The sequence below is a fragment of the Lelliottia sp. JS-SCA-14 genome (assembly GCF_035593345.1).
Classification (GTDB): Bacteria; Pseudomonadota; Gammaproteobacteria; order Enterobacterales; family Enterobacteriaceae; genus Enterobacter; species Enterobacter wanjuensis.
The window spans coordinates 2,462,585-2,476,322 of record NZ_CP141606.1; the positions used below are offsets into that span (position 1 = coordinate 2,462,585).

Genomic DNA, 13,738 nt, shown 5'->3' on the forward strand with positions numbered 1-13,738 from the left:
TTAATTAAACCGGTTTAGCTATTTAAGCACATCATGGCACAATGGGAAATATCGCCAGGGCACGTCGTCTTTTAGTTTCTGATGTGATGGGAAGGATTAATCTGCGGCCAGTGAATATCTCCGACGCCGTTCAGCTGCGGACGGGCAAACAGAAACCCCTGGAAGCGCTTGATACCGGCAAACTCCAGCCAGCACCACTCTTCCATTTTTTCGATCCCTTCTGCCACCAGCGTAATTTCCATATCGGTACAGCAACTGACAATGGATTTCACAATCGCCTGCTTCGGGCCGCTAAGGTGAATATCGCTGACGATTTCCCGATCGATTTTGATTTTATCCGGCTGGAATTTAGTGAGCAGCGACAGTCCGGCATAGCCCGAACCGAAATCATCGATCGCCAGCCCTATTCCCGCTACCCGCAGCTGTTTAATGGCGCTGATAAACTGATTGAAGCCGGAAATCATCTCGTTTTCCGTCACTTCTACCACCACCTGCTCAGGCAACAGATGGTGTCTGGCGATGTTATCGACCAGAAACTCCACCGCGTCCGGGACATTAATCAGCGATCCCGGCAGCAGGTTAATCGCGATTTTGTGATCGCCAATGCCAATCTTCTCCGCCAGCGCGAAGGCATAGGCTTTGGTCTGGAGATCAATTTCATAGAGTTTGTCGGCAGGGATCTCGTTAAAGAATCGCTCCGGGCTACCGCCGTCATTGCCGCGAATCAGCGCTTCCAGAGAGGTGATTTTCCCCTCCGAAGGTTCAACAATCGGCTGGAAGGCAAACTGGCAAATCTGATTGGTCATCAAACCTTCGACGCCGCGACCAAAAGGCGCGACTTCGGACTCCAGCTTCCAGTAATCGGGGCGAAACAGGCCGTCATCCCCTGGCTTCTTTTGCCGGGTGATAAAGGACTGAATGAATTTAAAGACCCGATCTTCCGAGGTGAGATAGCTTTCGAGTTTGCTGTAGCGCAGCACCGATTCCAGTACGGATTTAGGCGTATCGACCTGCAGATCGAAAAGCAGCATGCCGACGTTTTCAAAACGTCGTCTTGGCCCATAATCGCGCATCAGCTCCACCACGCCGTGATGGCGTTTATCCGCGCGGATTTTATGGAACAGCTTAACGACGCTCTCTTCCTTCCCCTCGAGGATTTGCAGGAACTCAGCGCCGTTAAACAGCAGAATGCCGGTAATGTTCAGCCCTGCATTCCGCTGCTTCGCTTTTTCGACCAGTGAAATGAGTTTGAAAGGTTCACAGGATGAATTTAACTGGCTTCGATAAATGAGTGTAGTCAGCACAGCGCGTGTATCCCGTCATGATAATTTGGTCTTTAAGCGATTGTTTATCATAATTTATCGCTGTCGACTAATAATATATCCTTAAAAAATCGTTTTCAGATTGCCTGGTATATACATAAACAATGTAAATGTAAGCGCGGGTTTATTCCGCCCTGAGCAGCCTTTCCGCCTGCTTTTCCATCCCGCGAAAAATCGCCTCGCTGATATGCGAAGGAAAATCAGCAGGTAACAGCGCACTCACTTTATCGATGACATCAGGCGTCATGGTTCCAATCTCCGCCATCATGGCCCTCGCCCGCGTGGCCGAGAAACCGACACGTTCAGCCGTGGCCGGGAAATGACGCGGCTGAATTTGCGCCCAGTGGTACTGACGGTTTTTACCCTGTAGCGCCATCGCCATTTTCGCTTTCTGTGCAGAGATACCCTTTGCGCCCAGAATGGGATAAGCCGACAGGATGTCGTACAGCGGTGTCATGACATACGAAGATTCCGGTTCGATAAACACGCTGAAGTTTTTCGCGTGGCCATCAATGGCGCCAATCAGCCAGTAGAAGATCTGCGTGCGGAAAAAGGTATCGCGATCCTGCAAAGCGCGACGCGAACCCAGTAACAGGGTCATGATTTCCGCAATACCGGGGCCGCCGTGAGACTCATATTTCAGCGCCGGTGAATACCCCAGCGCCTGACACATATCTTCCTGCGGGAGTCGCATCAGCCAGCTTCCGTCCCGCGACCATCTGCGGTCAAAACGCTCAACGACCAGCACCGTTTTATCCGCCCAGGTCGCTAAGGACGCCTTCGCGACGGCAAAACCAAACTCCCGAGCAATCTGCAGGCAAAGCCACTCGTTCTCACAGCTTTCCGTCAGATCGATATTGTTCTGTTCGATTTTCCCGATCGGGAGTTTAAAGATATGGCTGGTCGGCGTGCTGCCGTGCGGTCGCTGCCACTGCCCCTGATGCCAGAGCAGCGCGGTTTTCTCCTGAGCCCCGGCAAGGGAAATTCGAAAATCCTGATCGTCGCTCATGCCCAGCGGCGCGTTACGGTATCCGTCGAGCAGCGCCGCAATGTCCGCATCCGTCAGCGGCGTGGAATGTATCTGCGTCACCGCAGGCATGGCGATATCGTCGGGATAGAGCTGAATCGCCCCGACGCAGTCACGTCCGACGCTTGCCAGCAGATCAAAGGGATGATCGGTCGGCACTTTAAAACGGGTTTGCATGCGGGCAATAATCGCCTGCGAGTCGGGCAGCAGATTGCTGAAGAAGTTATAGACCGCCTCGCCTTCCTGCCGACGCGGCGTGAGCGGCAGCGACTGAGAGATCACACGCGCGCCGGGCGTTTGCAGCCACGTCTGTGCATATTGCCAGGACATCGCTCCTTTACCGTTACGATAAAGCGTGCCGACTACCGTGCCATTCATCGCCACGGTGAGCTGACTATTTTTCATTTACCACTCCTGAGTCCAGCCGCTGTCCTTGTCAGCAACCTCGCCGCGCGGGACGACGTGTAATTCCAGTTCCAGCGCGGAAAGCAGACGGAACAGCGTTTCCAGCTTGCTGGTATCCGGGTTTTGCTCAAAACCTGAGACGGTGGTCTGCTTCATGCCCACACGTTCGGCGGTCTCTGCCTGTGTCAGCTGCAGCGATTTACGCTGATCGCGTATCGCGTTAGCGAGGGTAGCGGATGTGGTAATTTTCATGGTGTCCTCTTTTATCCCCGATCGCGGATAAATTTAAAATATCCCCGATCGCGGATAAAAGCAAATTATCCTCGCAAAGGGATATTTACGATTTATCCCTTGTCGGGGATAATTCGCTGATTAATCCGCTCCAGCATATACCCGTAAAACGGATTCGAGGTCACGCGCATCAGGGAATCCATTCCTACCACCAGCGTGGAGGTCTCACCGCGCAGGGCGATGTTGCCCAGATTAATACCGTAACGGCGTGGATCTACGGGTTCAATGCCGTAGAGATCGTCCGTCGGCGGGAACGGGATCGCCACGTGGGATAAGGAGTAGAGATCGCGCGGATACGGCGTCGTCAACGGTTGGACGGTTTCATCTTTTGCCCCCGCCGCCGTGGTTCGGGCGACGGTATCTAAGGTCTGCGCAGACGCATTGGTAACTACCGTGATCGCGAAACGGCGCGGCGTGGGCGGCAGCAGCGCATTCACAGCCACATAAGAGCCCGGTCTGAATAGCGGGCGCAGCGTACTCGCCTGGTTGATATCAAACAGCACCAGCTCGCTGCCGTTCTCCGGCAGCAGGTTAAACAGGGAATCGACCACCCCGCGCGTGCTGACGGTGGAATCCATCACCGACTGAAACGCCAGCACCGGCGGGAGTGCCGTCAGTTTGTTCTGGCGTGCCAGGATGTTGATCTGTTTTTGCAGCGCCTGAGTTAACTGCCAGGACTGGCGGGCGGCATTCACCGGAAACGAATTGTATTTAAACGGATTATATTCCGGCAGCACGCTGAGCCAGGCCGCTTTAGCAAAGGGCGGCAGCAGCGCAGGCAGTCCGGCGAGGCCGGCAAAACGGGCGAAGGCGTGGACGCGGATCATCGGTGACAGCAGGATCAGCTGCTGCGGTTTACGAAGATGAGGATCGTCAATGGCGTCGAGGGCGTATTTCATCGCCAGCGCCCCGCCGTTGGAATAGCCCACCAGATGCAACGGCACGTCGTTGCCCGCCAGACGGGTGGCTTCGCGCACTGAAAGACGCGCCACGGCCAGCCACTCTTCCCAGTCGACGTTGGTCAGTGCGCCCGGTGCGGTGCCGTGTCCGGGAAGACGCGGAGCAACCGCCACAAACCCGCGCTGCTGATAATCAATGGCGATACTGCGCACGCTGTAGGGAGAATCCGTCAGACCGTGCAGGAGAACCACGGCCCCTTTCGGTTTGCCCTGCGGCATCAGCACAAAGGAGTGGTTAGCGTCGTCGGGAAACTGCCCCGGCCATATTGGGCTGTGACGATAAAACCGGTTGAGCGGCGTCCGGTCAGCCTCGTCCAGCTTGTCCGTCACCTGGGTTTGTAGATCGTGAAAGATTGCCGTTTCGCGCGTCAGATAATCACCAAAGCTGGCGCGGTCGGTCTCCTGTACGGAAAACTCATCCGCCGTCCAGGTATGCCAGGGGTGCAGCGCCGGGCCGGTTTGCGACTTATAAATTCTCACGGCCAGCAGCACGACCGCCACAATGCCCAGCACCACCAGAGCGTGTTTTGTTACCGCCCACAAACGCCTGCGTATCCGCCACGGCAGAGTCGTCATTTCGATCTCTCTTTCTGAAAAAAATGAGGTCTATAGTAAAAGAGATAACGCTGGATACCAAAAGTGTAAAGCAGACAGCAAAAAGGCAGCCTCAAAATCAGGCCGCCTTTCTCAATTTTTACCGCAAGATGGTTGTCAGGATTAATGTTTGACGTCAGCGGAGGATTTATTTTCCAGATGCATATCGAGGAGTTTGGGTAAGTTTGACAGGGACATTAAATGAGCCGTTATCCAGCCCAAATACCCTTTTTGGTTGAGTTCAACCAAGGCTTCTCCGTCCAGATTCGCCAGTTTTTTTTCACTCACCACCAGAAAATCCTGAACGTTAAATGCAACGTTGCTACTGCTGACTATCTGGGCGGCGCATTTTTCAAGAAGCAGATGTTTATTCAGCAGGTCAACAAATTCACGTGTGCGTTTCATTTCAATATTAAACCCATTCATAAACTGAAGCGTCTCTTCAAGAAACTCGCTATTTTTACCCTCTTTAGTAAACAGCGCCTTTCCTTTTTTCTTATTAAAACCGGGGAAAGAAGAATCAAAACATAGGGTGAATTCACTGGCGTCTTTATTCGCAGCGGCAATCACAAAGGGATAGCGGCGAATAAATGCCGGAATATAGCACCCTTTTTTCCAGGAATAATCACTCGCGACAAAGTCATTGCGACCAGCCTCAAGGCCCAGAAGTAAAAGAGGGGTGGTGGTGACGGCGCCATTATGATTTTCATTGACGAAAACAACAGGATAATGATGCGCCGCCTGATACAGCTCAACGCCAGCAGTCGGTACCCAATGCGTCTTCGCCGCGACTTCGAAACCGGTTACCGGATCCAGTTTTAGTGATTTATGTGTATCACGAGACAATGCAGTAACATTTTTATATAACAGCATGGTATTAGACATTTTTTAATCTCTGAAGAGTCAAGTGACTCTTTGGTGGTAAAATTGTGCGGATACCGATTGATTTTTCAGCCATTCTCTTAACAAGAAATGAATATGGGCAAGAGCAAAGCATGGTAATTAATTACCTGTGAAACTTCACCCTTAAAAAGAATGAAGCATCTGGCATTTGAGACTGGCAACACCTATGTGTATGTTCAGGAAGTGTTTTTCAATTGATTATCATAATTTAATTATTCTTTAAGGCATTTTAATGAATGATGCGTTCGTCTTTTAGAATAATTTAACGCTGACGTTAAAAGCTTAGGAAAATAATATCGTTAAGCCATAACGTAATAAAAATGATTCGCGACTACATGGCTTCACCCTGAATCTCCCGGCAAACGGCCAACACCGTTTTTCTCAGCCAGCGGTGAGCCGGATCCATTTCCAGCCGTGGGTGCCACATTTGCGAGACGGTGATGGTCCGGGTTTTAAACGGCAACTCAAACGCATGAAGCCGGGCGGAGGTTTGCGGGCGATGCAAAAATGACGCGGGAACCAGCGCGATCAGAGAGGACGCTTCGGCGACCGCCAGCGCCGCAGGGAACCCCGGCACCACGCTGGCGATTTTACGCGTCAGACCCATTTCGTCTAACGCCTCGTCCACCGGTCCCTGCATCTGGCCCCGGCGGGAAGCCACCACATGCCCCCACGCAATGTAATCGCTGACGCTTATGTTCGCTAATGCCGCCAGAGGATGATCGTGGCGGACCACGCCAACAAAGCGATCGCGAAACAGCGCCTGAACACGAATTTCCGGTCCCATTTGGCTGACCACGCCAATTTCCAGATCCACCAGGCCTTCGCGCAGGGAGCGCGAGCTTTTCTCCGGTTTGGCCGCAAAGCGCAGGCACACCTGAGGGGCCGCTTCGGCAACCAGGGTAATCAACGCCGGGCCGAACGCCTCGATAAAACCGTCATTGGCGCGCAGGACAAACACCCTTTCCAGCTCCGCCAGATCGAGTGATTCCGCGGAGGGTTGCAGTACCGCCCTCGCCTCCAGCACCGTATTACGCGCCCTCTCCCGGCTGGCCACGGCAAAGGGCGTCAGCACCATATTCCGACCAGCCCGGACCAGGAGCGGATCGCCCGTCACCTCCCGCAACCGGCCCAGCGTGCGGCTCATGGCCGAGGTACTCACATTCATCCTTCGCGCGGCACCCGCCACGCTGGCCTCTGTCAGCAGCGCGTCCAGCGCAATCAACAGATTAAAATCGGGATCGGTCATCAGAGAACTCCTGTGAACAAGAGATAAGGCGTCTGATGCAACTATACAGTATCAATGCTGCGTCTTCCGCCTCTCGTGGCCTGGGAATAGAGTTTCTCTCATAAACACACTTGCTGATGAGACACAGATGATGGAACTCTTTTCTGATAAAGCCGGGGACGAAGGCTTGCCGGGTCGCGAACGTGTATGGGTGATGGCCGCCGTCATGACCTCTACCCTGATGGCGGTTTTTGACGGCTCAATGGTGAACATCGCCCTGCCGCAGATGACGCATGCGCTGAACGTTGCCGCCCCGGTGGCCGTCTGGTTCGCCAACGGGTATCTGCTTTCGGCGGCCATGACGCTGCTGATCTTCGCCGCACTTGCCACGCGCATTGGCTTCAGGCCGGTGTTTATCTTCGGCCTGAGCCTCTTCACCCTGACCTCACTCGGCTGCGCGCTCGCGCCAAACGCCGAAACCCTGATTTCCATGCGAATTTTGCAGGGAGTGGGCGGCGCTGCCACCTTAAGCATCGCTCCGGCGATATTGCGTTCAGTATTTCCGGGAAGATTGTTAGGCCGCATCCTCGGCCTGAATGCATTGCTTATCGCCTCCAGCACCGCCGTCGCGCCCGTGCTGGGAGGATTCCTTCTCAGTGCCCTGAGCTGGGAGTGGTTATTCGCGATTAACGTTGTACCCGGTCTGCTCGCCCTGATGCTGGCTTTCAAAGCCATACCGCATAAACCGGCGTTGAGCGGACAACCGTTTGATCTCAAAGGAGCGCTACTTTCCGCCACCCTGCTTGGCGCAGCGATCATGGCGACCAACAGTTTTGCCAGCCCGCACGCCGCCGATCACGCTATCAGCGCGTCGGTCATCAACTGGTTTGGGCTGGCACTTCTCAGCGGTATTGCCTTTATTCGCCACATCCGGCGGGCGGATAAACCCCTGCTGCCGCCCGCGATTTTTCATTCAGGCCGGTTTTCCCTTGCGGCGCTGACTTCTCTGGCCAGTTTTATCAGCCAGGGCGTGACCTTCGTCGCCCTGCCGTTCTTGTTTCAGAGTGTCTATGGCTACAGCGCCTTTACCTCTGCGCTACTGTTCACCCCGTGGCCGGTGGGCATTGCGCTGGTTGCGCCCTGGGCCGGAAAACTGGCGGACAGATACGCCCCGTCGATCATCTCCACGGCGGGCCTGCTGATTTTTGCTATCGGGTTAGCGCTGCTGGCGACCTTGCCCGACTCAGCGGCGCAGTGGGATATTGGCCTGCGTAGCCTGATCTGTGGGATTGGCTTCGGCTGTTTTCAGAGCCCGAATAATCGTGAAATGTTGTCGAGCGTGGTGCGGGAGTGGAGCGGATACGCGTCGGGCGTGCTGGCGGTGGTGCGCACCTTCGGTCAGTGCCTCGGCGCGGCGCTGGTCAGCGTGTTGCTGGCCGTGATGGTCTCGGCGAACACCATTGCGCAGCAGGATCAGGCGGTGAGAGTCAGTCTATGGCTGGCGGTCGCCGCATCAGGCTGTGCGATTGCATTAAGCATAAGTCGATTGCGCAGAAATCAGTGACAACGTCACGAGAACCAGCGGCGGAGCCGCCGCTGGCAAGAGACTTAGTTGAGGGTGTAATCGAGGGTGATCTCGGCTTTCAGAAGCTGCGAGACCGGGCATCCGGCTTTCGCTTTCTGGATAATACCGTCGAACTGCTGCGGGTCGATGCCTGGCACGGTCACCTTGCTTTGCAGGGCAATTTTGGTGATAGCAAATCCGCCGTCGGTTTTATCCAGCGACACATCTGCCGTGGTATCGATGGAATCTGCGGTATACCCCGATTCCCCCAGCATCAGCGACAGGGCCATTGAGAAGCAGGCCGCATGCGCCGCGCCAATCAGCTCTTCCGGGTTGGTCCCTTTTTCGCCTTCAAAACGGGTATTAAAGCCGTAGGGTTGCTGATTCAGGACGCCGCTTTCCGTCGAAACCGTCCCTTTCCCGCGCTTAATGTCGCCAGACCAGTGTGCCGAACCGTGCTTATGTATCGTCATTATTGCTCTCCTTTTGGCTTGCAAAGGGTTAAGTATAGAACGTTGAATCCGATCTGAGAGGAAGGCAGAACAGTCTTAGGCAATTGTTCACAAAGCCATCAACGACTCGCCCAGCGCATCCAGGAACAGACGCTGCGCCGCAGGCTGGTAATCCCGCGACTGATAGATCCCAAAAATGCCGATCGGTTTCGGCATGAAATTACCGAGAACGGGAACCAGCTTTCCGCTCGCCAGCGCAGGCTGCGCTTCCCATTCCGGCAGCATCGCAATGCCGCAGTGATGAATGGCGGCCTCCATCAGCAGCGACGAAATGCTGGCGCTCAGGTTGCCACTCACCGCCATGGAAACCACTTCCCCCGCCTCATTAACAAAATTCCACGACTGTCCAGCAAAGAAGCTGTAGTGCAGGCAGTTGTGCTGCGCCAGATCCTCCAGCGCGTCAGGCGTTCCGTGGGCCGCCAGGTAGTCTGGAGACGCACACAGCACAGAGCGGCACTCGCCCAGACGGCGGGCAATCATCCCCGGCTCGGGGTTGTCGGTAATGCGGATCGCCACGTCGATGCGCTCGCCCACCAGGCTTACGGGATGGTTGTTAACGTCCATTTCGACGCGCACCTGCGGATAACGGGCCAGAAAATCCGGCAGCATCGGCGCGACGAGCTGCATCGCGGTAAAGTGCGCGCAGGCCACGCGCAGCGTGCCGGAGGGGGTCTCTTTCGAGGAGTGATCCTCGATCTCCTGCGACAGCCGCGTCAGGTTACGGGTCTTCTGCAGCACCTTTTCCCCGGCGGGCGTCAGCGTCAGTTTGCGCGTGGAACGGTGCACCAGCCGGGTTCCGGCCCATTTTTCCATCTGCTCCAGATACCGGCTGACCATCGGGCGCGAAATACCCAGCGCGCGGGCGGCAGCGCTCAGACTCCCCAGCTCACAAATACGGTTATAGACCTGGGCGGCGATCACGCGATCCATTGGTATGACTCCATCTGCTCGATTTATGAAACTAAGCATGTCTTGTTTCAGGAATTCTGGCAAATCGAGAGATCCGTACAATAGAGACTTTCCGACAATACCGAGACAATATGATGAAGCTCAATCGCCTTGCACTGCTGTGCGCCCTGTTCACTCCTGCGGTTTTTGCCGCGCCGTTAACGCTGGATACCTACAACCCGCAGGAGAAAGGGATTTTCGCCGTCTCCTCGACGCTGGTCTCCGGCCCGAAAGAAGCCGTGCTGTTCGACGCGCAGTTCAGCGTGAAAGATGGCGAAGCCCTGGTTAAAAAAGTGCGCGACAGCGGTAAAACGCTCAGCAAAATTGTGATCACCTCTGGCGACCCCGATTTTTACTTCGGCCTGCAGCCGCTGGTGAAAGCCTTCCCGAATGCCAAAGTGGTCGCCACTCAGGCCGTCGTGGACCATATCAAGGCCACCAAAGATGCCAAACTGGCCTTCTGGGGCCCGCAGATGAAAGACGGCGCGCCGTCTGAACTGATTGTGCCGCAGGTGATTGCCTCAACCACCTTTATGCTCGACGGTGAAAAAATCGATATCGAGCAGGCTGACAGCTACGCCGCGTACGTCTGGATCCCGTCCGCGAAAGCCATTCTCGGCGGCACCGGCGTTTCGTCTGGCATTCACGTCTGGACCGCAGATACGCAAACCAAAGCCAGCCGCGCGCAGTGGATCGCCACGCTCGATGAAATGGCCGCTCACAAACCGGAAAGCGTGATCCCGGGCCATTACCTCGGTACACCGCCAGCGGGTATCGAAGCCATCAACTTTACCCGCACTTACCTGCAACAATTTGAGCAGGCGCTGGCCGCCCATAAAGACTCGGCGGGCGTAATCGAGGCGATGAAAAAACAGCAGCCGAAGCTGGCGGAAGTCAGCTCCCTGGAGCTGAGCGCGAAGGTCAATACCGGCGAAATGAAGTGGTAACAGGCTAACTGTCTCCTGCTATATTTATTCTTTTTATAGCAGGAGATGCTTATGCAAACCCCAGTCAGAGGAATTGACCATATTGGTATTACGGTTCCTGACATCGAAGCAGCAACGTTATTTTTTGAAAAAGCCTTCGCGGCAACCGTGATATATCATTCCGTCGAACCCGGCAGTGAAAATATTGACCATCAGGCGCAGGAAAATACCTTAAAGTTATTTCCCGGAACAAAAATCCGCGCCATCAGGATGCTGGCCATGCCCAATGGCCCCGGCATCGAGCTGTTTGAAATGCACGGCCCTGAACAGCAATCCCCCGCTAGCCCCAGTGATTTCGGCCTGCAGCACTTCGCCGTCTATGTCGATGATTTTAAAACCGCAATATCTGCTTTCACCGCCGCAGGCGGGGAGATGTTTACCGAGCCGAAACCCCTCTCTTTTCCCGCCGAACGCGGCGAAGGCAATGCGTTTTGCTACGGCAAAACCCCCTGGGGAAGTGTGGTGGAATTAATCTCCTGGCCGTCCCCGATGCCCTACGAAAAATATACCGAACTGCGCCGCTGGAAACCCTGATTTATCGAAAAAAAGGGGTATTATGATATTTTTATTTCCAGGATGAATCTGAACCACAGCGGGAAGAATATTTGCCATTCTGAATGTGAATTATGAATTGCGAACCGGAATATTAAACAGATAACGACACGGAGGCAGCATGTTTACTCATTACTCAGCAAATACTCATTCCGCTCAACCGGCGCTGGTCAATGCCATTGAGCAAGGCCTGCGCGCTGAACATGGCGCGGTCACTGAAGATGACATTTTGATGGAACTCACCCGCTGGGTAGAAGCCTCGGATAATGACATCCTCAGTGATATCTACCAGCAGACCATTAACTACGTGGTGAGTGGTCAACATCGCCCCCTGTAAAAACCCTGCTATGCTGGATCTGCAACCTAAGGGGTTACATTTCGTTTGCGCAAGCAAACTGGTCCTTAAAACTATCAACAGGATTGAGGAGTTAACATGAAATCGAACCGTCAGGCACGTCACATTCTGGGACTGAACTACAAGCTGTCGAACCAACGTAAAGTGGTGATCGAGGGCAGCAACGAAACCGTAGTCACCCACACGCATGGCAGAAAACGCCACGCAGACAAGTAAATCCCGCATCTGAATCACAACACCATCGGCAAAACCGATGGTGTTTTTGTATGTGTGTTGCGGTAATTAACATTCAGCTCCTTTATAATGCCGCCCGAGGTCGCCCTGCCAGCAAGCCAGAAAGATGACAATACGCAGTGCCAGGGACGGATATTCAAAAAATCGAGTGAGTGACATGGACAACAAAGTAAAACAGCATCGTTCTCTTTACATCCCCTACGCAGGCCCGGTCCTGCTGGAATTCCCCCTGCTGAACAAAGGCAGCGCCTTCAGCGCCGAAGAGCGCAGCAGCTTTAACCTGCTCGGCCTGCTGCCGGAAGTGGTTGAAACCATCGAAGAGCAAGCTGAACGCGCCTGGATCCAGTACCAGGGTTTCAAAACCGAAATCGACAAACACATCTACCTGCGCAACATCCAGGACACCAACGAAACCCTCTTCTACCGCCTGGTGCAAAATCACCTCGAAGAGATGATGCCGGTGATCTACACCCCGACCGTCGGCGCGGCCTGCGAGCGTTTCTCCGAGATCTACCGTCGTTCGCGCGGTGTGTTTATCTCCTATCAGAACCGCCACAATATGGATGACATCCTGCAGAACGTGCCGAACCACAACATCAAAGTGATCGTGGTGACGGACGGCGAGCGTATTCTGGGCCTTGGCGACCAGGGTATCGGCGGGATGGGGATTCCAATCGGTAAGCTGTCGCTCTACACCGCCTGCGGCGGAATCAGCCCGGCCTACACGTTGCCGGTGGTGCTGGATGTCGGCACTAATAACCAGCAGCTGCTGAACGATCCGCTGTATATGGGCTGGCGTCACCCGCGCGTGACGGACGACGAGTATTACCAGTTTGTCGACGATTTCATTCAGGCCGTCAAACACCGCTGGCCGGACGTGCTGCTGCAGTTTGAAGACTTCGCGCAGAAAAACGCTATGCCTCTGCTGAACCGCTATCGCGATGAGATCTGCTCGTTTAACGACGATATTCAGGGCACCGCGGCAGTGACCGTTGGGACGCTGATCGCCGCCAGCCGCGCGGCGGGCAGCCAGCTGAGCTATCAGAAAATCGTCTTCCTCGGCGCGGGCTCAGCCGGGTGCGGGATCGCAGAACAGATCATCGCCCAGACCCAGCGCGAAGGCTTAAGCGAAGAGCTGGCCCGATCGCGTGTGTTTATGGTCGACCGTTTCGGCCTGCTGACGGACGGCATGCCAAACCTGCTGCCGTTCCAGACCAAGCTGGTGCAAAAGCGCGAGAACCTGAAAAACTGGGATACGGACAACGAAGTGCTCTCCCTGCTGGACGTGGTGCGCAACGTGAAGCCGGATATTCTGATCGGGGTGTCCGGCCAGACCGGGCTGTTCACCGAAGAGATCATCCGCGAAATGCACAAGCACTGCCCGCGTCCGATCGTGATGCCGCTCTCCAACCCGACCTCGCGCGTGGAAGCGACGCCGCAGGACATCATCGCCTGGACCGAAGGTGCCGCGCTGGTCGCGACCGGCAGCCCGTTCGATCCGGTGGTGTGGAAAGACAAAACCTATCCGATTGCCCAGTGCAACAACTCCTATATCTTCCCGGGGATTGGTCTGGGGGTGATCGCCGCCGGTGCGTCACGCATTACCGATGAAATGCTGATGTCTGCCAGCGAAACCCTGGCGAAGCACTCTCCGCTGGTGAATAACGGCGAAGGGCTGGTGCTGCCAGAGCTGAAAGACATCCATACGGTGTCGCGGGCGATAGCCTTTGCGGTCGGTAAAATGGCCCAGCAACAGGGCGTGGCGGTCAAAACCTCCGCCGATGCGTTGCAGCAGGCCATCGACGATAACTTCTGGATGCCGGAATACCGGAACTACCGCCGGACGTCCATCTGATCG

The 13,738-nt window shown here is 55.1% G+C and carries 14 protein-coding genes; 6 read left to right on the forward strand and 8 right to left on the reverse strand.

Annotated features, from left to right (window positions below):
- Positions 1–71: 71 nt before the first annotated feature.
- From U9O48_RS11555 to U9O48_RS11580, 6 genes are all read right to left on the reverse strand, one after another.
- Positions 72–1,304, reverse strand: a complete 1,233-nt coding sequence (locus tag U9O48_RS11555; protein ID WP_324722513.1) for a diguanylate phosphodiesterase — start codon at positions 1,302–1,304, stop codon at positions 72–74.
- Between the two features lie 142 nt (positions 1,305–1,446).
- Positions 1,447–2,754, reverse strand: a complete 1,308-nt coding sequence (locus tag U9O48_RS11560) for a type II toxin-antitoxin system HipA family toxin (protein ID WP_285144450.1) — start codon at positions 2,752–2,754, stop codon at positions 1,447–1,449.
- Positions 2,755–3,006 carry a helix-turn-helix domain-containing protein gene (locus U9O48_RS11565; protein WP_324722514.1) on the reverse strand — a complete coding sequence of 84 codons (252 nt, stop codon included), beginning with the start codon at positions 3,004–3,006 and terminating at the stop codon, positions 2,755–2,757. It abuts the gene before it with no gap.
- A gap of 92 nt (positions 3,007–3,098) precedes the next feature.
- Positions 3,099–4,580, reverse strand: a complete 1,482-nt coding sequence (locus U9O48_RS11570) for an alpha/beta hydrolase (protein WP_324722515.1) — start codon at positions 4,578–4,580, stop codon at positions 3,099–3,101.
- Between the two features lie 141 nt (positions 4,581–4,721).
- On the reverse strand, positions 4,722–5,483 hold the full coding sequence (locus U9O48_RS11575; RefSeq protein ID WP_324722516.1) for a SapC family protein: 762 nt from the start codon (positions 5,481–5,483) through the stop codon (positions 4,722–4,724).
- Between the two features lie 349 nt (positions 5,484–5,832).
- Positions 5,833–6,750, reverse strand: coding sequence for a LysR family transcriptional regulator (locus U9O48_RS11580; protein ID WP_324722517.1), 918 nt, complete (start codon positions 6,748–6,750; stop codon positions 5,833–5,835).
- A 130-nt stretch (positions 6,751–6,880) separates the two neighbouring features.
- Here U9O48_RS11580 and U9O48_RS11585 point away from each other — a divergent pair, with 130 nt between their 5' ends.
- Positions 6,881–8,293, forward strand: a complete 1,413-nt coding sequence (locus tag U9O48_RS11585) for an MFS transporter (protein WP_324724398.1) — start codon at positions 6,881–6,883, stop codon at positions 8,291–8,293.
- A 44-nt stretch (positions 8,294–8,337) separates the two neighbouring features.
- Here the strand turns inward: U9O48_RS11585 and U9O48_RS11590 are convergent, their stop codons facing one another.
- Entirely contained in the window at positions 8,338–8,766 is a 429-nt protein-coding gene (locus tag U9O48_RS11590; protein ID WP_285144446.1) for an OsmC family protein, read from the reverse strand.
- 87 nt (positions 8,767–8,853) lie between these two features.
- A complete protein-coding gene (locus tag U9O48_RS11595) occupies positions 8,854–9,735 on the reverse strand; it encodes a LysR family transcriptional regulator (RefSeq protein ID WP_324722518.1) in 882 nt (293 codons plus the stop codon).
- Positions 9,736–9,848: 113 nt separating this feature from the next.
- Between U9O48_RS11595 and U9O48_RS11600 the strand changes: the two genes are divergently transcribed.
- The 5 genes from U9O48_RS11600 to U9O48_RS11620 all read left to right on the forward strand — a co-directional run bounded on the left by U9O48_RS11600 (position 9,849) and on the right by U9O48_RS11620 (position 13,735).
- Positions 9,849–10,700, forward strand: coding sequence for a Vmh family MBL fold metallo-hydrolase (locus U9O48_RS11600; RefSeq protein WP_285149023.1), 852 nt, complete (start codon positions 9,849–9,851; stop codon positions 10,698–10,700).
- Between the two features lie 51 nt (positions 10,701–10,751).
- Positions 10,752–11,273: a VOC family protein gene (locus U9O48_RS11605; protein WP_324722519.1), complete on the forward strand. Its 522-nt coding sequence runs from the start codon at positions 10,752–10,754 to the stop codon at positions 11,271–11,273.
- Between the two features lie 139 nt (positions 11,274–11,412).
- Positions 11,413–11,628, forward strand: a complete 216-nt coding sequence (bdm, locus tag U9O48_RS11610; protein ID WP_100780123.1) for a biofilm-dependent modulation protein — start codon at positions 11,413–11,415, stop codon at positions 11,626–11,628.
- Positions 11,629–11,724: 96 nt separating this feature from the next.
- Positions 11,725–11,862 (forward strand): stationary-phase-induced ribosome-associated protein, encoded by a 138-nt coding sequence (gene sra, locus U9O48_RS11615; protein WP_102103745.1) that lies wholly within the window; start codon positions 11,725–11,727, stop codon positions 11,860–11,862.
- Between the two features lie 175 nt (positions 11,863–12,037).
- Positions 12,038–13,735, forward strand: a complete 1,698-nt coding sequence (locus U9O48_RS11620; RefSeq protein WP_282495209.1) for an NAD-dependent malic enzyme — start codon at positions 12,038–12,040, stop codon at positions 13,733–13,735.
- Positions 13,736–13,738: the final 3 nt, after the last annotated feature.